This window comes from Bacillus sp. cl95 (assembly GCF_900115925.1).
Lineage (GTDB): Bacteria > Bacillota > Bacilli > Bacillales > Cytobacillaceae > Neobacillus_A.
On sequence record NZ_FOYF01000001.1, the window covers coordinates 102,733 to 123,782 of the forward strand.

The 21,050-nt window shown below is 37.0% G+C and carries 28 protein-coding genes, 1 pseudogene and 1 riboswitch; of the genes and pseudogenes, 10 read left to right on the top strand and 19 right to left on the bottom strand.

The window, feature by feature from the left end:
* The first annotated feature begins 19 nt into the window (after positions 1-19).
* From BMZ31_RS00535 to BMZ31_RS00555, 5 genes are all read left to right on the top strand, one after another.
* Positions 20-205, top strand: a complete 186-nt coding sequence (locus tag BMZ31_RS00535; protein ID WP_090829776.1) for a hypothetical protein — start codon at positions 20-22, stop codon at positions 203-205.
* A 3-nt stretch (positions 206-208) separates the two neighbouring features.
* Entirely contained in the window at positions 209-403 is a 195-nt protein-coding gene (locus BMZ31_RS00540) for a YwbE family protein (protein ID WP_090829777.1), read from the top strand.
* A 144-nt stretch (positions 404-547) separates the two neighbouring features.
* Positions 548-934, top strand: a complete 387-nt coding sequence (locus tag BMZ31_RS00545) for a RidA family protein (protein ID WP_090829778.1) — start codon at positions 548-550, stop codon at positions 932-934.
* Positions 935-1,210: 276 nt separating this feature from the next.
* The gene (locus BMZ31_RS00550; RefSeq protein ID WP_090829779.1) at positions 1,211-1,954 is read left to right on the top strand and encodes a MerR family transcriptional regulator; all 744 of its coding nucleotides are present in this window, start codon (positions 1,211-1,213) and stop codon (positions 1,952-1,954) included.
* Positions 1,955-2,132: 178 nt separating this feature from the next.
* A complete protein-coding gene (locus tag BMZ31_RS00555) occupies positions 2,133-3,101 on the top strand; it encodes an NAD(P)-dependent alcohol dehydrogenase (protein WP_090829780.1) in 969 nt (322 codons plus the stop codon).
* A gap of 84 nt (positions 3,102-3,185) precedes the next feature.
* Here BMZ31_RS00555 and BMZ31_RS00560 read toward each other — a convergent pair whose 3' ends face one another.
* From BMZ31_RS00560 to BMZ31_RS00585, 6 genes are all read right to left on the bottom strand, one after another.
* Complete coding sequence (locus BMZ31_RS00560) at positions 3,186-4,094, bottom strand: cupin domain-containing protein (protein WP_090829781.1); 909 nt, start codon at positions 4,092-4,094, stop codon at positions 3,186-3,188.
* Between the two features lie 421 nt (positions 4,095-4,515).
* The gene (locus BMZ31_RS00565) at positions 4,516-5,292 is read right to left on the bottom strand and encodes a TatD family hydrolase (RefSeq protein ID WP_090829782.1); all 777 of its coding nucleotides are present in this window, start codon (positions 5,290-5,292) and stop codon (positions 4,516-4,518) included.
* Positions 5,293-5,294: 2 nt separating this feature from the next.
* Complete coding sequence (locus tag BMZ31_RS00570; protein ID WP_090829783.1) at positions 5,295-6,035, bottom strand: ABC transporter ATP-binding protein; 741 nt, start codon at positions 6,033-6,035, stop codon at positions 5,295-5,297.
* Positions 6,032-6,799, bottom strand: coding sequence for an ABC transporter permease (locus BMZ31_RS00575; RefSeq protein ID WP_090830648.1), 768 nt, complete (start codon positions 6,797-6,799; stop codon positions 6,032-6,034). Before BMZ31_RS00575 ends, BMZ31_RS00570 begins: the two co-directional genes overlap by 4 nt.
* A 2-nt stretch (positions 6,800-6,801) precedes the next feature.
* On the bottom strand, positions 6,802-7,092 hold the full coding sequence (locus tag BMZ31_RS00580) for a thiamine-binding protein (RefSeq protein WP_090829784.1): 291 nt from the start codon (positions 7,090-7,092) through the stop codon (positions 6,802-6,804).
* A gap of 14 nt (positions 7,093-7,106) precedes the next feature.
* Positions 7,107-8,102, bottom strand: coding sequence for an ABC transporter substrate-binding protein (locus tag BMZ31_RS00585; RefSeq protein WP_090829785.1), 996 nt, complete (start codon positions 8,100-8,102; stop codon positions 7,107-7,109).
* Positions 8,103-8,170: 68 nt separating this feature from the next.
* Positions 8,171-8,280, bottom strand: a riboswitch (TPP riboswitch).
* 180 nt (positions 8,281-8,460) lie between these two features.
* On the opposite strand from BMZ31_RS00585, the gene BMZ31_RS00590 reads away from it, so the two are divergent.
* On the top strand, positions 8,461-8,688 hold the full coding sequence (locus BMZ31_RS00590; protein ID WP_090829786.1) for a hypothetical protein: 228 nt from the start codon (positions 8,461-8,463) through the stop codon (positions 8,686-8,688).
* A gap of 156 nt (positions 8,689-8,844) precedes the next feature.
* Here the strand turns inward: BMZ31_RS00590 and BMZ31_RS00595 are convergent, their stop codons facing one another.
* The 8 genes and pseudogenes from BMZ31_RS00595 to BMZ31_RS00625 form a co-directional block, all read right to left on the bottom strand.
* The gene (locus BMZ31_RS00595) at positions 8,845-9,165 is read right to left on the bottom strand and encodes a hypothetical protein (RefSeq protein WP_090829787.1); all 321 of its coding nucleotides are present in this window, start codon (positions 9,163-9,165) and stop codon (positions 8,845-8,847) included.
* A 119-nt stretch (positions 9,166-9,284) separates the two neighbouring features.
* Positions 9,285-9,473, bottom strand: a complete 189-nt coding sequence (locus BMZ31_RS00600) for a hypothetical protein (protein WP_090829788.1) — start codon at positions 9,471-9,473, stop codon at positions 9,285-9,287.
* Between the two features lie 167 nt (positions 9,474-9,640).
* On the bottom strand, positions 9,641-10,039 hold the full coding sequence (locus BMZ31_RS00605) for a VOC family protein (RefSeq protein ID WP_090829789.1): 399 nt from the start codon (positions 10,037-10,039) through the stop codon (positions 9,641-9,643).
* A gap of 452 nt (positions 10,040-10,491) precedes the next feature.
* Positions 10,492-10,905: a DUF4275 family protein gene (locus BMZ31_RS00610; RefSeq protein WP_090829790.1), complete on the bottom strand. Its 414-nt coding sequence runs from the start codon at positions 10,903-10,905 to the stop codon at positions 10,492-10,494.
* Between the two features lie 159 nt (positions 10,906-11,064).
* The gene (locus BMZ31_RS00615) at positions 11,065-11,613 is read right to left on the bottom strand and encodes a hypothetical protein (protein WP_090829791.1); all 549 of its coding nucleotides are present in this window, start codon (positions 11,611-11,613) and stop codon (positions 11,065-11,067) included.
* 31 nt (positions 11,614-11,644) lie between these two features.
* Positions 11,645-12,595 (bottom strand): glycine-rich domain-containing protein, encoded by a 951-nt coding sequence (locus tag BMZ31_RS00620; RefSeq protein WP_139206592.1) that lies wholly within the window; start codon positions 12,593-12,595, stop codon positions 11,645-11,647.
* A 201-nt stretch (positions 12,596-12,796) separates the two neighbouring features.
* Positions 12,797-12,888 (bottom strand): annotated as a pseudogene (locus tag BMZ31_RS20610) (alpha-amylase family glycosyl hydrolase); the annotation flags it as partial.
* A 47-nt stretch (positions 12,889-12,935) separates the two neighbouring features.
* The gene (locus BMZ31_RS00625; RefSeq protein ID WP_090829793.1) at positions 12,936-13,256 is read right to left on the bottom strand and encodes a YciI family protein; all 321 of its coding nucleotides are present in this window, start codon (positions 13,254-13,256) and stop codon (positions 12,936-12,938) included.
* A 217-nt stretch (positions 13,257-13,473) separates the two neighbouring features.
* Here BMZ31_RS00625 and BMZ31_RS00630 point away from each other — a divergent pair, with 217 nt between their 5' ends.
* Both BMZ31_RS00630 and BMZ31_RS00635 read left to right on the top strand, forming a co-directional pair.
* Entirely contained in the window at positions 13,474-13,962 is a 489-nt protein-coding gene (locus tag BMZ31_RS00630) for a C40 family peptidase (RefSeq protein WP_090829794.1), read from the top strand.
* 154 nt (positions 13,963-14,116) lie between these two features.
* Positions 14,117-14,320 (top strand): CsbD family protein, encoded by a 204-nt coding sequence (locus tag BMZ31_RS00635; RefSeq protein ID WP_090829795.1) that lies wholly within the window; start codon positions 14,117-14,119, stop codon positions 14,318-14,320.
* Between the two features lie 67 nt (positions 14,321-14,387).
* Here the strand turns inward: BMZ31_RS00635 and BMZ31_RS00640 are convergent, their stop codons facing one another.
* Positions 14,388-15,332: an NAD(P)H-dependent flavin oxidoreductase gene (locus tag BMZ31_RS00640; protein WP_175478010.1), complete on the bottom strand. Its 945-nt coding sequence runs from the start codon at positions 15,330-15,332 to the stop codon at positions 14,388-14,390.
* Between the two features lie 205 nt (positions 15,333-15,537).
* A complete protein-coding gene (locus BMZ31_RS00645) occupies positions 15,538-16,527 on the bottom strand; it encodes a C40 family peptidase (protein WP_090829797.1) in 990 nt (329 codons plus the stop codon).
* Between the two features lie 349 nt (positions 16,528-16,876).
* On the opposite strand from BMZ31_RS00645, the gene BMZ31_RS00650 reads away from it, so the two are divergent.
* Positions 16,877-18,034 carry a TIGR04053 family radical SAM/SPASM domain-containing protein gene (locus tag BMZ31_RS00650; protein WP_090830649.1) on the top strand — a complete coding sequence of 386 codons (1,158 nt, stop codon included), beginning with the start codon at positions 16,877-16,879 and terminating at the stop codon, positions 18,032-18,034.
* A 152-nt stretch (positions 18,035-18,186) separates the two neighbouring features.
* On the opposite strand, the gene BMZ31_RS00655 is transcribed toward BMZ31_RS00650, so the two are convergent.
* On the bottom strand, positions 18,187-18,765 hold the full coding sequence (locus tag BMZ31_RS00655) for an HAD hydrolase-like protein (protein WP_090829798.1): 579 nt from the start codon (positions 18,763-18,765) through the stop codon (positions 18,187-18,189).
* Between the two features lie 165 nt (positions 18,766-18,930).
* Positions 18,931-19,233 (bottom strand): hypothetical protein, encoded by a 303-nt coding sequence (locus BMZ31_RS00660; RefSeq protein ID WP_090829799.1) that lies wholly within the window; start codon positions 19,231-19,233, stop codon positions 18,931-18,933.
* A gap of 230 nt (positions 19,234-19,463) precedes the next feature.
* Here BMZ31_RS00660 and BMZ31_RS00665 point away from each other — a divergent pair, with 230 nt between their 5' ends.
* The gene (locus tag BMZ31_RS00665; protein WP_090829800.1) at positions 19,464-20,507 is read left to right on the top strand and encodes a M42 family metallopeptidase; all 1,044 of its coding nucleotides are present in this window, start codon (positions 19,464-19,466) and stop codon (positions 20,505-20,507) included.
* A 79-nt stretch (positions 20,508-20,586) separates the two neighbouring features.
* On the opposite strand, the gene BMZ31_RS00670 is transcribed toward BMZ31_RS00665, so the two are convergent.
* Positions 20,587-21,048 (bottom strand): hypothetical protein, encoded by a 462-nt coding sequence (locus BMZ31_RS00670; protein ID WP_090829801.1) that lies wholly within the window; start codon positions 21,046-21,048, stop codon positions 20,587-20,589.
* Between the last annotated feature and the right edge of the window lie 2 nt (positions 21,049-21,050).

Consider the following 21,050-nt stretch of genomic DNA (forward strand, 5'->3'; position numbering starts at 1 on the left):
CGAAAAGGAGACACTATAAATGACGAATCAAGATAACCCAAAGAAAATGAGCCTGCAAGAGGCGATTAAACAAAAGCTTGCTAGCAAAAATCAAACTCAGACTGCTGCAGGTAAAGCTTCCGCTGGTCCTGTAAAGAACTTGCAGGCGATGCAAAGCCAAGTGACAAAAAAGCCAAATAACCAACGTAAGCGTATGGGTGTTTAAGATTTGGACGGCAAGAATCGAAGTAACATCTCACCTGGCATCACAGTCAATATTGTTCTAAAACAAGATCAGCGTACGGGTAAACTGACAAAAGGAATTGTAAAAGACATTCTTACGAATTCAAGTTCTCATCCGCACGGCATTAAAGTTCGCCTTCAAGATGGTCAAGTTGGTCGCGTACAAGAAATATTAAAATAAGTAATAAAAGACAGAAGTTGTAGCCATTTGCGGTTACAGCTTCTTTTTTAGATTTTATATAGCCTATTCGCAAATTGGTTAATTTTTGAAATTATCCAGCAACTAGTTTATGATTATCTTAGTTCAATAAAAGGAGAATTAGATATGAAGATCATAAAATCAAATCCAGAAAATGTTGCACCTCCCATAGGACAATATCATCATGTTGCTGTAATACCAAAAGATGCCGAGCTAGTTGTTTTATCTGGGCAGATAGGAAATGATACGGAAGGGTTTCTACCACAAGATGTGGAAACTCAGTTTGCCAACGCTCTTACAAATATCAAATCCATTCTTATGAATGAGGGTATAGATTCTAGTAATGTTTTCAAAGTAAATATTTGGTTAACGGAAGATATTAGTAGAGAATTATTCAATGAAAAATGGAGCGAATTTCATCATCAGTCCCCTCCTGCTACAACTATGGCATATGTCTCAGCGTTAGCCCGACCAGAAATCAAGGTGGAAGTTGAAGCTTGGGCAGCAAAATAATTTCCAACTTCATTGGTGCTTATGCACCTTTTTTTATTGTGCATTTTGTTTAATGTAAAGCCTTTTCCCCCTTTAACGCAGCATTCAAGGTCTATATAGACATCGGAACAAACCCAAGTCTATAATTCGATTCCCCCTTTGCAGATAGAATCTCATTTTCTTCCTTTTTATGTTTTTTACAAAAAACAATTTTCTCAAATTATTATCATTATTTTTTACATTTCCAATTGACTCTAACGTTACGTGATACACTATAGTAATTGTTGAAGGGAGCGAATGACGATGAAAGTAAAAGAAGTTGCAGATTTGGTTGGAATTAGTGTGCGCACACTACATCATTATGATGAAATCGGATTATTAATCCCTGAAGATACCACTGAATCTGGGTATCGAGTTTACTCTGAGAAAAACCTCGAAACTCTCCAACAAATCTTATTTTTCAAGGAATTAGGCTTCCCTTTAAAGAAGATTAAAGAAATCATCTATAGTCCTTCATTCGATCGAGAAGAAGCACTTCAGATGCATCGAAAATTTCTTCTTGAAAAAAGGAACAGACTCGATAAGATGATTGGGACCATCGAGAAAACCATTCAACATTCGAAAGGAGAAATTCAAATGTCTAATCAAGAAAAGTTCGAAGGGTTTGATTTTAGCAATAACCCCTATGAACAAGAAGCAAGAGCAAAATGGGGTGACAAAGCAGTAGATGAGTCGAACGCAAAAATAGGAAAGATGTCTAAGTTTCAGCAACAGGAATTAGCAAATAAATTCAATGACATTTATAGAAATCTTGCTACTCTACGACATCTCTCACCTGAGTCAAAAGAGGCTCAAGAAGGAATAGAGGAATGGTATGTGTACTTGAATCAAATTGGCCACTACTCATTGGATGTCTTTAAAGGACTGGGTCAAATGTACGTTGATGATGTTCGATTCACAAAAAATATCGATAAATTCGGTGAGGGTTTGGCGGAATTTATGCGCGATGCAATGGCTGTCTATGCCGATAGCAAAAAATAATTGTGCTCGCCTTAAATACCACCCTTGTTTGTCTATAAGAGCATTTCATCCCTCAGACTTTTCTGATGGGATTTTTTTATTTCCGTATGAGAGTATACTAGTCTTGAACTTCATTACCTTGAATATCTTTATTCTGAGTGAATTCGAAAAACTCGTAGGTAATTAGGAGGGATTTTTTATAAAAGCGATCGTTTCTAACAAATATGGTACACCTGATGTTCTTGAGTTAAGAGAAATCGAAAAACCTATTCCTAAGGATAATGAGGTACTGGTAAGAGTTCATGCATCATCCGTCAATTACGGAAATTTGGTACTTTTGAAAGGCGAACCTTTTTTGGCGCGATTTGCTTTCGGACTTCTAAAACCAAAATTCCCTATACCGGGCGGAGATATTTCAGGTAAGGTTGAAGCAGTGGGTAAAGATGTAAAGGAGTTTCAGCCAGGTGATGATGTGTTTGGAGACCTATCTGGTTGTGGCTGGGGCGGGTTTGCCGAATATGTTTCTGTTCCCGAAAATGCCTTGGCAATTAAACCGGCCAATATTTCCTATGAGGAGGCTGCTGCAGCACCGATGGCGGCTGTAACCGCGTTACAGAGTTTACGTAATAAGGGTAAGATTCAACCCGGTCAAAACGTATTGATTTATGGCGCATCCGGTGGTGTTGGAACTTTTGCCGTCCAGATTGCCAAATCTTTTGGGACGACAGTAACAGCGGTGTGCAGTACGAGGAACGTAGAAATTGCACAATCGATTGGCGCAGATCACGTGATTGATTATAAGAAAGAAGATTTTGCGAAACAGACTAAACTTTACGACCTTATTCTGGCTGCAAATGGCTATCAGCCTATTTCAGTGTATAAAGACTCATTAAATCCGAATGGAACTTTTGTTCAAGTAGGTGGTTCTGGTAGTCAAATGTTTCAAGCCATGGTAATGGGGCCCTTGATTTCAATGACAGGGAATAAAAAAATGGTTAGTTTTTTACAAAGAGCCAATCAAGAAGACCTTATTTTTGTAAAAAATCTTCTTGAAGCTGGGATAATAAAACCTGTAATCGAAAGAAGTTATGACTTAAATGAAGTCCCTGCTGCATTTAAATATTTCGAAGAAGGACATTCCCAAGGAAAAGTTGTCATCACTATGTGAACGGAATAAATTATTGACTGTATAAAAAACGGTTACCCTTAAAGAATAACCGCATTCATTTCCCAATAAGTTTAGTGAAAAATCTTAGTCTTTTTCAGCAGCCATTGCAATTGCTTTCGTTTCATGAACAGTTCCATATGGATGCTGAGGAGGCGCATAGATCGAGTAAAGTTTGATTGGTTTATTACCAGTATTAATCAAGTTATGCCATTTGCCAGCTGGAATCACTATCGCATAATCATCAAATACTTTTTCATTAAAGTCCAATTTGTCTTTGCTATCGCCCATTTGAACAATCCCTTGACCTTCTTCGATACGTAAGAATTGATCAAGTGTCGGATGAATTTCTAAACCAATGTCTTCTCCAACATTGATACTCATCAAGGTCACTTGCAAATGACTTCCTGTCCATATAGCGGTACGAAAAGTATTATTTTGTTTCGTAACCTCCTCTATATCAACAACAAATGGTTTAGGACCATAATCTGTTACTCTAATAGATAATTCCTCATTTAAGAAACTAAATCGTGCAGCATTTTCTTGCTCATCACTTATTGCCCACAAAAAAACATTTTGTACTAGTGGATGTTGAGTAAGTAAGCAACTCTTTTGATATTCTTCATAACCCTCCACTTCAGCTCTATAAGCCTTTTGTAAACCATCTCTATAATTTCGAAAAGAAATTTGATCATTCTGATAAACTGGCTGAGTTCCAGTTAAGTTTACATAAAGATTTGTAAATTGAGTCAAATGAGTCTTCTTTCCTTCTAATGCTTGAAGAATGTCACTTTTATGCTTTTGATTTGGCGCTACTTCTGCCAATTGTCTATAAAGCTCGATGGCTGAAGCCTCTCTTTTTATCCCACGGAGTATAGCTTCAAATACAGTATGATAATTTTCTTGATGATTTCTTACCATATTGTTTGAGTAATACATTGATGAATTAACATTAGCGTAATAAGGATAGGAATACGTTTTGGGAACATAATACATGTTGGTCATTCCCTTCACAGGTTTTTATGACATCATATGCCTATGGGGAGAGAATGTACTTCGATTTAAATTAAGTCATGGTAAGATGGGCTATTTGTTCAAAATCTTACCCTTATAAAAATGGCGTGAATACTCAACCAAGAATTTGTTGTTCAAATATTACTTCGTTAGACTGAGGAATGCTTTCTTAAGAGTACGAGTTTTAAAATCATAAAAGATAAATGAAGAATGTAACTGCTACGATAGATGTTAAATAATTCACCAAAAGTAAATGTGTCGGATTTTCTTGAGGATTAACTAACCCTAATTCAAAAGGATTTGTTCCCTCCGTTGGAGTTAAAGAAGTCTCTTGCTCTATGACGGTAAAGGAAAACCAATTCGATGTTTTACTAGATTATAATCTTTGGTAACCATTACAGAATCATAACCGATAAAATCTTTTCGTAGTTTCCAAAACCGTCAAAGCCACTTCCTCTAAGGGAATACGGTGTATACGGGAAATTTCATATAACGACTCTTTCATCATCAGCGGATTGGTCATTTTCCCTTCGAAAGGTCCTTCGAATGGCCATGGACCATCTGTTTCGACCATAGTTTGGGATAATGGAAACATGCTGACGATTTTTTGAATTTCTTCTTCATATAAAACATCTGGTGTAATCGAAATATGATATCCGTTTTCAGCCATGCGTCCTAGTGTAGCATCGTCACCTTTAAACCAATGAAAGTGAGCATTTTTCACAGAATGTTTTTCCAACAAATCGCACACAATCGGCGCATCATCGTAAACAGCATGCAAGGCAATTGGCTTTGACCACTGACTTGCCCGTTTGATGAATTCCTCTAACAACTCTATGTATTGTCCGTATTCAGAAGCCGTTACATTTCCCTCTAAACGACGATAATAAGGCAATCCAACTTCGCCAATCGCTACCATATTCACCTTTTCTAGTTCCATCCATGAAAGCAATTCTGAAAGCTCTGATTCTGAAGGCAAATCTTGCTCAGGGTGAAAACCATAAGCTGGTTTCACTTTTTGAAATCGTTGTGCCATGGTTTTATTTTTTTGAGAAGAAACGAGATTGAATGAAACAGATATGAGTGCTTCAACTGAAGTTACATTACGCATAAGTTCAGTTAACTGCTTTTCCTCATAATGATCCAAGTGAATATGGGCATCAATTATTGAGAAAGTCATGGTTATTCCCTCTTTCCCTTTAAAAAATCAAAAATTTCCCGTTTTGATTGTAAGAATTGATCTGAGAGAATCAAACTTTCTGATCTAGGCTTTTGAAAAGGCACTTTGTAATCTGCGACAATGGTTGCTGGCTTTTCTTTTAACACGAGAATTCTGTCAGAAAGAAATAATGCCTCGTCAATATTATGGGTCACAAACAACACTGTACGGGGATGACTTTCCAAAAGGCCAAGAAGCCATTCGTGCATTTCTGTTCTTCTTAGTTCGTCCAGTGCAGAGAACGGTTCATCTAAACAAAGTAATGATTGTGGGCTGAGCAAGGCACGGACAAATGCTGCTCTTTGCTTCATCCCTCCTGATAACTCATGCGGAAAAGCCTTTTGGTACTCACCTAATCCAGCTTGTTCGAGCATTTCAAGAGCCCTTCCTTTATCCACCGTTCCTGATAATTCCTGACCAAGTGTTACATTGTCTAAAAGATTACGCCAAGGAAGAAGTGAAGCTGACTGAGGCATATAGCTGATCCTTCCTCGTTTCCCCGTTACTTCTTCCTCTTCTAGCAAGATTTTACCTCGCACTGGAACAGTGCTTCCGCCTATCAAGCTAAAAATGGTACTTTTTCCACTCCCTGACGGACCGACGATAGAAACGAACTCATTTTTCTTAAGAGAAAAGGATAAATCTTGGAGGATTTCCTTCTCGCCGTATGACATAGAGATATTCTTCAATTCTAAAAAACTCATTCTATTCGATCTCCTTTTGGCTTCCATCGAACGACCAACCGTTCCGCTTGAACAATTAAATAGAAGAAAACCAAACTAATCACCATAATGGCGAAGATAGCGACGAAGACGCGATCTGTACGAAAAGAGGATGACGCAAATGTCATGTAAACACCGATTCCTTGTTTTGAACCGAGCCATTCCGAAATCACTGCTCCCATTACGCTATAGGTAGCCGAAATCTTCAACCCAGAAAATAAAGAAGGAATGGCATAGGGATACTCTAGCTTCTTAAATAACTGCCAGTTAGAAGCACCCGCCATCTGCAGATAATCACGCAACTCTTTCGGAGCCTGCCTAAATCCGTCCAAGGCTGCTACTGTGACGGGGAAAAAGCAGACTAATGAAATAACAATCATTTTTGGCAGTAATCCAAAACCGAACCAAATCACTAACAATGGTGCAAGTACGATGATCGGTACATTTTGAGACAAAATGATGAGGGGATATACGGTTTTCTGCATCCCTCGTAAATTATGCAGCAGGATTGCCACAATCAACCCAATTAAGGAACCGACCCCAAAACCCAGTAATGCAATCTTTATCGTTGATAACACATCAGGATAGAATTCAGCCCAGCCACGACCTGCTTCTAAAAAGATGGTAGTTGGTGATGGAAGTAACCATTGTGGTACATCTGCTATTTTCACGGCCAATTCCCAAATGATAAATAAAAGAAGGAGGGCCAACATGGGCCTCCATCCTTCAAGAAATAATTTTTTCAAAATCATCGGTATTTCGCCGTCAGTGTATCCATCGTGATTCCATCAGGTTGATAGAGGACTTTCACTTGGGATATGACATTATGGCATCCCATCTCCACCATTCGTTCATTCATGGTAGCGATCACTGAGAATAGTTCCTGCAATTCACCTTCCATCGTCGTTTCGAGAGGATGAACTTCATATTTCACACCAGATTCCGCTATGATGCGGATGGCTTCATCCACAAATGGAATCACATTTTCACCTTGTGGCGTTTTTGGAATGATTTGTATGCTGATTAAAGTATTAGGCATTATTTATCTCTCCCTTATTTCGGTAAGAATTGATTGTTAAATGCTTTTTTCGCATCAAGTGGTTTTTCAAGCAAGCCGTTTTCATACATCCAGTTCGCATAATTTTCCCAAATGTACAGTGTTTGTTCGCCCCATCTTGGTGCATCATCCTTGTACTTAGGCGATAGCCACTCTTGGCTTTTTTTCACGAGCTTTGGATCTAAATCTGGTACAGCTTTAATGAGAACGTCAGCTGCTTCACTTGGATTTTCAATCGCAAAGTCGTAACCTTTGGAAACAGCGTTCACAAATGCACGGACGGTTTCTGGATCTTCCTCAATCATTTTTTCACTGGTCGTTAAGACTGGAGTGTAGTAATCAAGCTTATCAGAGTAATCCGTTAAATAAACCATGTTTAGTTTTTCACCACGAAGTTCCGCTTCTACTCCTGTCCAACCATAGTAAATCCATGCAAAATCAATATCTCTTTTTACTGCCGTGAAAAAATCCGTATCGCCCATGCTGACGATATCAACCTTTTTCGCATCCCCTTTTTCTTCATTCATAAGAGAAGTGATGACTTGCTTTTCAACTGGCGAACCCCAACCTCCATATGTCTTTCCCTCAAAATCTTTTGGAGTCTTTATTCCTTTCGATTCTGGTGATGCAAAGCCAGATGTGTTGTGTTGAATGATGGCTGCGATAGATACAATCGGTACATCCTGAATTCTTGCTTGAGTGATTGCCTCCTGATAACCTACCCCAAATTCCGATTTCCCTGAAGCAACAAGTTGATCCGCACCCGCTTCTCCTGGCATGATGATTTCAACATCAAGACCAGCGTCTTCAAAATAGCCTTTTTCTTTTGCCACATAAATTCCTGTATGATTTGTATTCGGAGTCCAATCAAGGACAATAGAAACATCCTTCAACGTATCATTTTTCTCCGCCTTCTTTTCAACTACAGGCTCTTCCTTACTACAGCCTGCCATTAACCCTAACGATAATAAAACTGCCAACCATTTTTTCATTTTCTAAATCCCCTTTACACAAATAAAATGCGCCCGGGCTTAGAACCCAGGCGCACATTGCAAACAATAGTGATGTTTAGAATGTTCCCTCCGCTGGTGTCAACCAGATCAGGTTCTAAGGGTCATCATCTAAAGGATGAAATCTCAACCGGCAAGACCGGTCCCCCCACATTTACTTGATATGTAGTTAATTACAGGTTCATTATAGCAGATAAAAAATAGAATGCTACACTTTTATTCTTCTGATTTTAGAATTCTTAGTCAAAAAATAACAATTAATTCAAAAAATTAGCAGGATTATCAGGAAGGCTGCCGAATCTAGTAAAAGAACGTATGTTTCATAATGAGGAGGAACAATATGGACAAAGTGACTTGCATCGCCTTTATCTTGTACCATTCTTCAGATGACAACACGATTCGGGATTTTGCCATCAAGCTACTAAATGGCGATGTCTCACTTAGAGAAGCAACTGATAATAGACTCTCGTCCCTCATCGCCATGGCCGAATTTCAATATAAAAAGAAAAAACCGAACAGCCTTGATATTCAAAACTTTGCTGATGAGTTTATGCTGGTGGAAGTATAGGAAAGAGCATCGTTGGAACAAGATCACTTGTACCGACGATGCTCTTTTTAGTCACTTAACGACGATACTTGCACAAAAGAACTAGGCGGCTTGATGGCATTCTTTGATGTGAATTCATCCTTGAAAAGATGATACCGCTATCTACCTTTTTGTTGCTCACTCTTCTCTCTTCATATCAAATACATTAGTAGTACCGATTAATTGGTTTTCAATGAAAGATTGAATTGCCCATCTACCCTTTTTAGTGGGCTTTATATCTGCTTGAAATTTCACAATATTTTCATGATTAGGAAATTGAATATCATCTTTAGTTAATTCTTCAATTTTCGTTGTTGATAGCAATATTTCATTCTTATCAAATTCATTAGTTCCATACAATTGTACTGTTTTACCTAATAAATTTTTCTTTTGATTTTCATCTTCACACCAATAATACCAAATGTAGTTATCAGAAAGTATGATCAAAACAAAAAGCATTCCTCATTACAACGAAATGCTTCATAACTATAAACTATTCAATTTACAGCCTATCCTATTAATCTACCACGATATCATAGTAAAATGATGCCAATCTGGCACCCAAGTTAAGTTAATCGTTACATGATTTTTTTTATAAAAGTAAAATTTTTAAGAAGTTCACTTTCATTAATCGATAAAGTATTCGATAAGTCTTTCGTTCTCAATACAAACTCTTTAACCCCAATAAATTCTGATTCCGCAATCAGGTAAAACTGAGTTCCTTTTCTAAATCCACTAAATCGCGTTTTCAATTTATATAACTTCATGGAATAACCTACCTAATTCCTTTAACATTTTTTGAATATCTATTATATCATTTTGAGGATAATCTGCTTATTAAAGTAAGTTCGTTTGTACAATATTTCAAAAAAAGAAGCGTTAATCCTTTTAGATTAACACCCCAAATGGTATTCGAGAATTTATGTAATGATTTTCACAAAGGAAGATTAAGTTGCCATGATACTCCAAACCGATCATTTAGCCAAGCAAACCTTTGACTAAAACCATAATCACCAATAGGCATGAGTGCTTGTCCACCCTCGCTAAGTTTCTGATAAAGGTTGTTAATTTCTTCTTCAGAATCACATGTAATAAAAATTGAGAATGATGGAGTAAAGGAAAATTCATGCTTCAAATTACTGTCAATGCACATAAATTCTTGTCCTTTTAAGGAAAAAGTAGCCTGCATTACTGTTCCTTCATCTCCACTTTCATTCGCACCATAGCGAACAATCTTTGTAATCTCTGAACCGTCAATGAGTGATAAATAATAGTTCATCGCTTCTTCGGCTTTACCATCTTGAAACATTAAGAACGGTGTTACTTTTCCCATTTAAAACCAACTCCTTTAGTTAATAAATTATAGCAACTCGACAATGAGCATAATATCAACAATTTACTTTAATTTACCTCTATTTTTCAAGAATACTTGCAGAAGGCACGAAAAGTCTACTTGTAGTGAAAATTTGCATGATCAAATATGGAGAATTTGGCGCAATTATCTCTTTTATAGTGGATATAAAAATATCCCATCATACCCTTATGGGGTTTGCGGCAATTTTTATAATCCTGCCTTTTGATCGTAATCGCCATTTTCAAAAATGATATCGCTTGTTTTTTCATTGTAATCAACGTTTTCAAAAATTTAATCGCTAAGTTCAAATAAGACTTTTTGAAAAATCACGAAATAAGAGAAATCTCTTTCGATTTTCCTAAAAAATAGTCTCTATAGATCATGCCTGTTGATTTCCGCTACAGTCGCTTTCTTTCGAGGAGTCATGCGCCTTAGCTCTTAATAAAATAAGGACCTAACCCAGACTCGGTTTCATGGGTAATCATAAAAGTCCATTTTCGATCCCAGTCCATGATATAAATGTCGCTGTAATACAAATGTTTATCATGATATGGTAAATCTATAACCTTCAGAGAATCACCATTTTCAATTAAGATGGCTTCATCCGTAAATTGATAAAAAATAGTATATTTATTTTTTAATTGCTTTTCAAAAGCTTCAATTGCTTTATCCTTCTCTAAGTATAAAATCTTTTCAAAACTACATAGGTGCCAAAGAAATGAGTCCATATTAATCGATTTTTGTTCCTCTTTGGATAGATGATTTGCAAAGCTTTCAAGCCATTGCCGACGTAAATATGGTCCCCACTTTGGTATTTCCTTATATTTCAACTCTCTATTTCTCATTTTTATTAACCTCTTTCAAAACCATAAGGGCAATAAGAAAAGTCCATCTTGAAAATTCATCTAGAACAATCCTAATAGATTAGTATAAAAAGATAAGCTGCCACATTGACAGCTTAAAGTATAGATATTTAATGGAATTAGACAGTTGTTAAGAGAAAACTATTCTTCTTTTAACTTTTCTTTTTTCGTGGTTGGGAACAATCTATAACTCAACGAAATAAAAAAATCAAGTCCTAGAATGACTGACCATGTGCGTAATGTTGAAATGAGATATTCCGTATCTGTCGTTTCTTTCAATAAATACTTCATTCCCACTAATAAAGTTGCACCAATCAAGTAAGCGATTAGATGCCTGAAAAAGCCTTCCATTTCTTTTTTTCCTCTTTCAATTCCAAAAAGCTTTGCTGGACGATTATCAATTTTTAAGAAGTGATATTGGAATTTTATATCTGCCCACTTGATCATTTGTTTACCAAAAGCTAACGATACCCCGATATAAATAGCTGCTAATGCGTGTACAAATGTTGCTTCTGCACCACTTTTCAAATCAAATGCGGTAAATATTAAAAGGATCAAGTCAATAAGTGGTGTTGCACCAAATAACAAAATACTTAACTTTTCCTTTTTAAAAACATACCTTGTCACAAGTCCTAATATGATAAAGATCCAAAAACAAACTTCTGCCAATATTATTAAAAAAGTAATCAACTATTCCCTTCTCCTTAAAAAGGCCTATTCATTAAGAGGATGAGCATGAACTACAGGAACTACAAGAAGAATGCGAGCTGCAGGATGAGTGCGAACCGCCGTCTGAATGCCCTCCAAATCCATCGTGATGATGGCCGTGGTGACCACCATCTGAGGAGCCACTTGCCGAATCAACGCCAAAAATATCTTTAAAATCACGATCATGGTCTTCACAATCTACATACGCAAAGTAACCGTCACTTGCATCCTTGCTTTCCTTATATTTCTCTTGCCAAAATCGAACTTTATCCGTTTTGTGCTCTTTGAATCTATGTACAAAAGCGACGAAAGTGACCTCAGATTCTTTACTTGTCGGCCTTCTCATGTATTCATCTTTTAAGCTTGTAATCTCTTCTTTTTCAAAATGATTGAGCCATTCCTGACCCTTTCCTTGTTTGAAAAATCCGCCCCAAATCTTATTGGCCACGGCATCGATAGTGAACAGTTGGACATAACAAACGTCAAAGTATGTTCGTTCTTGTGGCTTAAAAACAGGTTTTGTATGAGGGATATGATGTATATAATGGCCGATAAATTCTTCACAAAAATCTGCATACTCTTGTTCATATTTAAGCATGAAGTGCCATAAATCATCTACTTTTGTATTAAACATTTCAACCTTCTTAAAAACTGCAGTCATGATAAAATAGCGTTTTAACTCTCTCCAAAATTGATTGACTTCAAACTGAGTATATCTGGGATATTTCATTCTAAATTCTGTGTTTACTTTTTCCATATACTCGATATTCAGGGCTTCATTTATTTTGCGCGCCAAATCATCCGTTACAACATCATTGTGGTCAATAAGTAGCGTGTCTTTAAAATTCGCACGAAATCCATTGATAAATCGTTCTTTTCTTTCCGATTCTTTCTCACTACCAATAATAATTGCAAAAATAACAAATGCTGCGATGAATAAGATTCCACCTATCACTACTAGCACAGGCATCATAACCACCCTTTCTATCTAAAACATAATCACCATACTTTACCAATTCATTATATCATGAAGAAAATCCTTTTCGTGGTAAGAAAAGGATTTTCGTGTTAAATCTGATATATTTTTGCTTCGTAAGGCTTAAGTGTCATCTTTTTATCAAGAATTTCAAAGTCATCATAATTTCCGATAATCAGTTGTTTCTTCGAACCTAACACCTGTCATCCCAATTTCTTCTCCTGAGAAATGTAAGGAGTTCCTGGTAGGGTATGTAGAATCACCGCAAACAGTTTTGCTGAACCACCGCTTCCTTCCACCATGTCTTTCTCATCGTTTTCCTCCTAAATTAAGCATTCTGCTTCCAATTCGAATTAAATAAGGCGACTTTGTAAGGAAATAACGTTGCATTCATGACGCCTTTTTTCACGGCCGGGTCATTTTCCATAAATTCTTTCGCAGCTTCTTCCGTTGCGACTTGAAAGATTGCGATGCCGAATGTATCTTCATTCATCATATCCGTACGTCCTGCTAAAATAAGAGTTCCGTTTTTTTCAGCACTTTGCAAGTACTGAAAATGTTCACCAACAATATTATTTTCAACTTCACTCCAATTATCAGGGTTTACTAGTTTTGGTACTAATTTCAACACATAAATAAACTGGTTCATGACATACCCTCCCTCTTATAGTTTATTTTATCACGATATGAATGAAAGCGGATTCCTACTGTGTCAAAAATAGATGATAACGAAATGCATGATATAAACTCGATTTTTGTTAAGAATGTTGTCGATTTAATCTTTTCAAGAAATTGAAACTAATTATAGGGTTGTTGCGACTAAAATGTTGTGAAAACAAACAACTAGACATTTGGAGGTTATCAACATGATTCAATCTTTACGCTTACCAAAAATCATTACCGTAGGGCTGGCTATTATCGCACTTGCCATGGCATTTATTTTTACACCGTTTCCACAAAAAGCGGATGCATCCGTTTCTTGGGGGCAGGAAGTTACAGAGGTTGGCAAGCGCTTGATCGGTAAGCCATATAAATGGGGCGGGAACACACCAAAAGGGTTCGATGCTTCAGGATACACCCAATATGTATTCAAAAACTCTGCATTAAAAATGAACCTGCCCCATTCTTCCAAAGAACAATACAAACTTGGAACAGTTGTTAAGCAGAAAGACCTTAATGAAGGCGATTTGGTTTTCTTTAATACTGATGGGAAAGGCGTATCTTTTGTAGGCATTTATGTAAGCAATGGACAATTTCTAGCAGTTACAGTCAATAAAGGAGTTTGCTTACAGTCTTTAAGTACAAAGTACTGGAAAGATCGTTACGTGGGTGCAAAACGTGTGATAAAAAAATAAGTATTTCCCTTCCACCCCCCGTGGAGGTTGAAATAGCATGAACCGTCAGGATCCTTCTTGACGGTTTTATTAATAATTTGATAAACCATAGTTTACCTCTACTAATTAAGGGTATATACATCATATAACCATTTTCACTAAGGAGGAATCGATCATGAACAAAGATCAAACAAAAGGTACATTCGATCAAATCAAAGGTGAAACAAAAGAAGGCTTTGGCCGTCTGACTAACAATGAGTCTTTAGAAGCTGAAGGAAAAATGGACAAGTTCGTTGGTAATGTAAAAGAAAAATTTGGTGACGTGAAAGAGAAAGCTGCTGAAGAATTCAACGATCACACAGACAAAAATCGCTACTAATTTTAACTGAAGATCAGCTCCCCAATTATGGGAAGCTGATTTTTTTAGGGAAAAAATTAAAAAAACATCATATATTGCACTGCTTTTCTTCTATGAATCTTTGATATTCTTGCATGATTTTTTTGATGATTGATCGGACAGGGAGAATCTCTTGAATTTCATGAACCCTTGCTCCGGCAAAGACAAGCCCATTTTCACAATCTCCCTCCATTGATGTCAATAAAGAATCTAGTGTGCAGAAGCGATAAGAACAATTTTTTAAGCAATCATGACATTTCTTAATTTTTAATTTTTGATCATCTGAAATCATATCTGTAAAGTTATTTTTAATGGCTCGCCCATGTAAGCCAACAGTTGTCTTCACCAACATAGTATCCTCTTTACGTGCCTTAACGTACTTCTCCTTAAAAGACGTTGGTGCATCACACTCTTCACTGGCTACGAACCTCGTTCCCATTTGTACACCTGCAGCTCCCATACCTAGTGCTCGTGCTAAATCTTGTCCAGTCATGATTCCACCTGCAGCGATAACTGGTATCTTAACCGCATCAACTACTTCCGGAAGAATCTCAAACAATGGGTGATCAGTTCCAAGGTGTCCGCCTGCTTCATGGCCCTCCACCACTATCGCTGACGCTCCTAATCTTTCAGATAATCTTGCAAGCTTAGCAGAAGAAACGATGGAAATAACTGGTATACCCGCTTCTTTCCCCCATGTATACATGTCTCTTGATATACCTGCTCCAGAGATAATAAAATCAACCTTTTCTTCAATTGCCGCTTTCATTTTTTCTGCGAAATCATTCATGGCAAAAAGAACATTTACCCCTATATATCCATTTCCTATGACACTCTCTTTGGCTTTACGAATATGCATTCGCATGTCGCTAATGGATATTCCTGTTCCAGAGATAATCCCGATTCCACCAGCATTTGCTACTGCAGATGCTAATCTGCTTAATGAAATACCTACCCCCATTCCCCCTTGCATGATTGGGAATTCAGGTGACATATGGCCGATTTTTAATTTTGGAATGTTCAATTCAAAACCTCATTTCTTTTTCAATGGATAATACCTTTTTATATTAGCAAGGTTTTGTAAGAACAAGAGTGATTTTTTTAACACCTGGTACTAAGAGTTAATAGTATTTCCTAGTCATGACACAAAATGTTCATAAATAAAACTCCCCTATCATCCGATAAGAGAGCTTGATATTTTATAATGCTGATTTTGCACCTAAATAACGAGTTTTCCAATAACTAAGACTCATATCACTAATGGTTACACCCGTTGATGATCCTGCATGAATAAACTTATTATTTCCTAAATAAATCCCTGCATGTGATGGACCTGAAGTATACGTTTCAAAGAAAACCATATCTCCCACTTTTGGTGTGGATACCGATGTAGTAGCAGTCCAAATGGACGCTACAGTTCTTGGAATCGTCACGCCTACTTTGTTGAAGACATATTTTAAATATCCGCTACAATCGAATCCAGATGGTGTATTTCCTCCCCAAACATAAGGAGTTCCAATATATTTTTTTGCTTCAACAATCAACTCATCAACTTTTGATTGGGCACTCACAGTTGTTGCAGGGGCAGTCTCAGTTGTTGAAGGTGCTGCAGTGCCTGAAACCTTTAAAACTTGACCTACATAGATTGTGTCTGAGCTTAGATTATTTATAGATTTCAGCTGAGTTACACTCATGTCATAACGTGATGCGATCGCCCATAATGAATCTCCGCTTTGAACTTTATAAGTTGTCACGTTCGCTGAAGTAGATGTTGGAGCTGGAGTAGCAACCGCTCCTTTTAAAACTAGTGTTTGACCAGGATATATCGTATCTGAACTTAAGTTATTAAGTGATTTTAACGTTGATACCGAAATATTGTTTTGAGTCGCAATTTCCCACAATGTATCTCCGGACTTAACAACATAATTGCTAGTTTGAGAGACAGTAGTTGAAGTAGCATGACTGTGTGGAGCTAGTAAAGATAGTTCTTGATTTACATAAATCGTGTCGCTAGAAAGATTGTTCCAAGATTTTAGATTACTAACTGAAATATTGTTTTCTTGTGATATTTTCCATAGACTATCACCCGAAACGACATTATATGTATTTTCATGAGCACTTGCGGCTCCTCCAAAAGACGATGTCAATATGCCAACTGTTGCTGCTGCACTAATAATTTGTTTTTTCAATGATTGCACTCCCTTGAATTCGTTTACAAACCCATATTAGGTTTTTTTAAACATAGTGGGTACCCCAAATAAATGGGTGTAAAGGGAGAAATATCCTTCTCATCCATTATTATCATTGATTTTTACAAATATAAAAAAAAGCCTTCGTATCTATTAAGTCTTGATACCAGGGCTTTTTTGATAGTTTTTATCCACCTACTGAAATCTAAATGTAACATTCTTTTAACATAAACTTGTCAGTTTTTTCAATATTCCATTCACACGTTTTGTAGAAATTTTGTAACAAAGAGTTCGTCCACAAAATAACTACATCACTATAATGATGTTAAATGAAATAATTCATAGAAGTATGGTGATAAAAGTGCGAGAAAAGGTAAATCATCCTCTACCCTTTACGGTAGATTATCATATCAATCCGTATATTGTCATATGGGAAGTAACTAGAGCGTGTGAGCTAAAATGTGTGCATTGCCGTGCAGATGCACAATTGAAACCACATCCACATGAACTTTCAGATCAGGAAGGCAAAAATCTAATCGATCAAATATATGAGATGAATAATCCTATGCTTGTCTTCACAGGAGGTGATTGCATGTTACGTGATGATCTCTTCGATCTAGCTGAATATGCAATCAATAAAGGTATGCGCGTGTCCATGACCCCGAGTGCAACCGAAAACGTTACAAAGGAAAAGATGAAACAGGCAAAAAGTGTTGGTTTATCCAGGTGGGGATTTAGTCTCGATGGACCAACATCTGAAATTCATGATCATTTCCGCGGAACACCAGGTTCTTTCAATCTTACAATTGAGAAAATACGTTTTTTAAATGAACTACATATGCCTCTTCAAATCAATACTGTTATTTCACAATATAATTTTCTTCATTTAGAGAAGATGGCTGAGCTGGTCGGTGAGTTAAAAGCGGTGATGTGGTATATTTTCCTCCTAGTTCCTACTGGTAGAGGACAGTTCGAAGATTGCATCTCTCCTATTCAACATGAAAAGGTATTTCGATGGCTTTATGAATTAAGTAAGACAGCTCCATATGATATAAAAACTACTGCTGCACAGCACTATAGACGCGTTGTTCTACAACAAAAGGCACTAGAGAAAAAGATTGACAGTGATATATATAAATACGAAGATACGATGACAATGGATCAAAACAAAATGTTGGATGGGTTAAAAAGAGCACCAAAAGGCGTCAATGATGGGAATGGATTTCTATTTATTTCACATACAGGGGATGTATTACCAAGCGGTTTGCTGCCTATCAAAGGCGGAAATATTCGTGAGAATCCCCTTGCACAAATCTATCGCCATTCAAAAGTGTTCCAAGAATTAAGAAACCCTGACCTATACAAAGGAAAATGCGGGGTATGCGAATATCGCTACATATGTGGTGGATCACGCTCTAGAACATATGCTGTTACCGGAGATTATCTGGAAAGTGATCCTTTTTGTGTGTATGTACCAAAGAACCTACGAAATAAGAATCGTTTGTAAACGAAAAGAGTCTTCTCCCAGTTTGGGAGAAGACTCTTTTGATTCTTAAATAGCAGACTCATTCATTGACCAATTCCACTAGAATAAAAATTAACTTGAATAGAAAAATTATTGAAATCTTAGAAAAGAAGAATTAAATTCATGAATTCCCGTCACAAAATACCCATGTATTTGCCGACAACTTCGTCGAAATCACCGTAATTTTCTAAATGAAAATCTGCTTCTCCATTTGGATTTTGGAATAAGCATGTTTTGATCCCTAGTTGTCTGGCAGGAATTACGTCAAGTTCCCTGTCTCCAATAGCAAGGTCTATTTGGTGGTTGCGGTGCAAATATTCATATGAAGCGGTATGCGGTTTTCTTGGATAACCATCGTCACCTGCAACTATCTCTGAGATTAGACTTTCAAGGTTATGCAGTTTCAACACATTTTCAACATCTACTCTTTCTTTATGTGTCATAATGACGTTTTTATTTGCCTTCTGTAAAACTTCCATAACACCTGGGAATGGCAAGAAGTCCTCTGGGCTTAGGTTTCTCACTTGTGCGCGAACTTCCCTTTCCTGCTCCTCATTCATCCCAAATGAACGAAATGCATGATCAAAAGAAACTTTCAGCTTAGAAAATACTTCTTCCTCCGAAATACCTTCTCCGACCGCTTTTTTAAAGATAGCCGTATAGGCAGGATATGTATTAAAAAGTGTTCCATCAAAATCCCATAGTATGTTCAATACTTTCACCTCATGTACAAATATAGATTAGTTTTGAGAATTTGGCGATTAACTTTTGAATAATCTGGCTGATAAAACGATCTTGATCCTTAAATTCAATTGAGACTTTACCATTGGATTAACGAAACAAAATAAAAGAGCCCTACAATAGAGCTCTTCCTAATATTACTCCCAATCCTTGTGTTCAATCGTTCCACCTGTAAAATCCAATGTATTGCGTTCACCTTTGTAAATGATTTTTCCTTCTTTTTGGATAATCAATTTTTCGTAAGTAAATACTTCTTCACCGTTTGGAAGATGAACGACTACTTTTCTTCCTAAATCTATCTTTGGCGCATCAATTTTAATTTGATTTTGAGAATACTGCATCAGTCCAATTCCTAGTAAAATGCAGGTTAGAAAGAAGAGCAACGTCCCTTTCCAGAAAAAAGTCGTTGGCTTATCGTGGTATAGTTCCGTTCTTGTCATATTTTCTACCCCCATTTGTTGATTGAGCACTACTGATCATCATCCAGCAGTTTCCTTTGTTACATTAATTACCCCGCGTTTCTGAAAACTAATCTTGTGTAAAGAAAAAGTTTCAACACAAACTAACATATGCAGTATCGGCTAAAAATTGACTATTAAAACGAAAATTGGGAACAAACATAAAATTCCGCTATAATAGGGATATATTTTACAAAAGGGGGCATTTTCAATTGACTAACACTCAATCCACAATAGAACTCATCAAAAAACTCGTTTCCATACCTAGTCCATCAGGTAACACGAATGAAGTCATAAGCTTTGTAGAAGAATTCTTACATAACTCTGGAGTTGAAACAAAGCGCAATCGAAAAGGGGGGTTAATTGCGACAATTAACGGAAAGGACGACAACCAACATCGAATGCTTACTGCTCACGTGGATACACTTGGGGCAATGGTAAAAGAAATCAAACCTAGTGGCCGTCTTAAAATCGACTTAATCGGTGGTTTTAAATACAACTCCATTGAAGGAGAGTATTGTCAAATCGAAACAAGTAATGGTAAAAAACTGACGGGAACAATACTCATGCATCAAACTTCTGTTCATGTCTACAATGATGCGGGAAAAGCGGAACGTAATCAGACTAATATGGAAATCCGTCTTGATGAAGTGGTCAAAGGTGCCGAGGATGTTCGAGCATTAGGCATTGAGGTGGGAGATTTCGTTTCCTTCGACCCTCGCGTTGAAATTACAGCGAGCGGATTTATCAAATCCCGTCATTTAGATGACAAAGCTAGCGTAGCTATACTGCTTCAGCTAATCAAGAAAATTCAAGATGATAAAATCGAGTTACCATATACGACCCACTTCCTTATTTCTAATAATGAAGAAATCGGCTATGGAGGAAATTCTAACATCACACCTGAAACGGTTGAGTATTTAGCTGTAGATATGGGCGCAATGGGTGATGGCCAGTCGACTGATGAATATACTGTATCCATTTGCGCAAAAGATTCAAGTGGTCCTTACCATTATGGATTAAGAAAACATTTAGTCCAACTTGCAGAAGAAAACAAGATACAATACAAAATTGATCTCTATCCTTTCTATGGTTCTGATGCGTCGGCGGCGATCCGTGCAGGACATGATATAGCTCACGGTTTGATTGGCCCAGGCATAGATTCATCACATGCCTTCGAAAGGACTCATTCTTCTTCTATTGAACATACAGCGAATCTGTTGTTTCATTACGTTCAATCCAAGCTTGTTATATAGAAAAATTGAAAGCGATAGACCTTTACATTAGGCTGTTTTCACATTGACCTTACAAAAAAGTAGCTTGGGAAATCCCAAGCTACTTTTTTGTCCAATTTATTCTTTTCACAAGAAAATCTGATTGCTGCTTCGTTGTTGTCAATACTAATGCGTCTACTTGTGCAGTATTGCTACTAAGATGACTTAAGAGTTCAACAGTTTGCCATTTATCACTTAAAGTTACGGGTTTAGAAATGGTCTCTTTAATGAAAGTACCACGAGCGTCAGTTTCTTCTATTTTAAGAATAATGGTTCCTTTGCCTTTTATCATCATTGAAAAATTTGCTTTCCCATTTGGCTTAATGCCTACAGGCGAGTAAACAAATCCTTCATTTGGTTTCTTGCCACCTGTCTTAATCGCATGACTCATATCCTCGAGTTTTACAACAGTAGACCCAACTCCAAATAGCTTTACCTCGGTTTCTTCACCCGCTAAGGCAGAATTCCCCATCACAAGCATAAAAATGAACAAACCTAATAATAACTTGCGGATATTTTTCATTC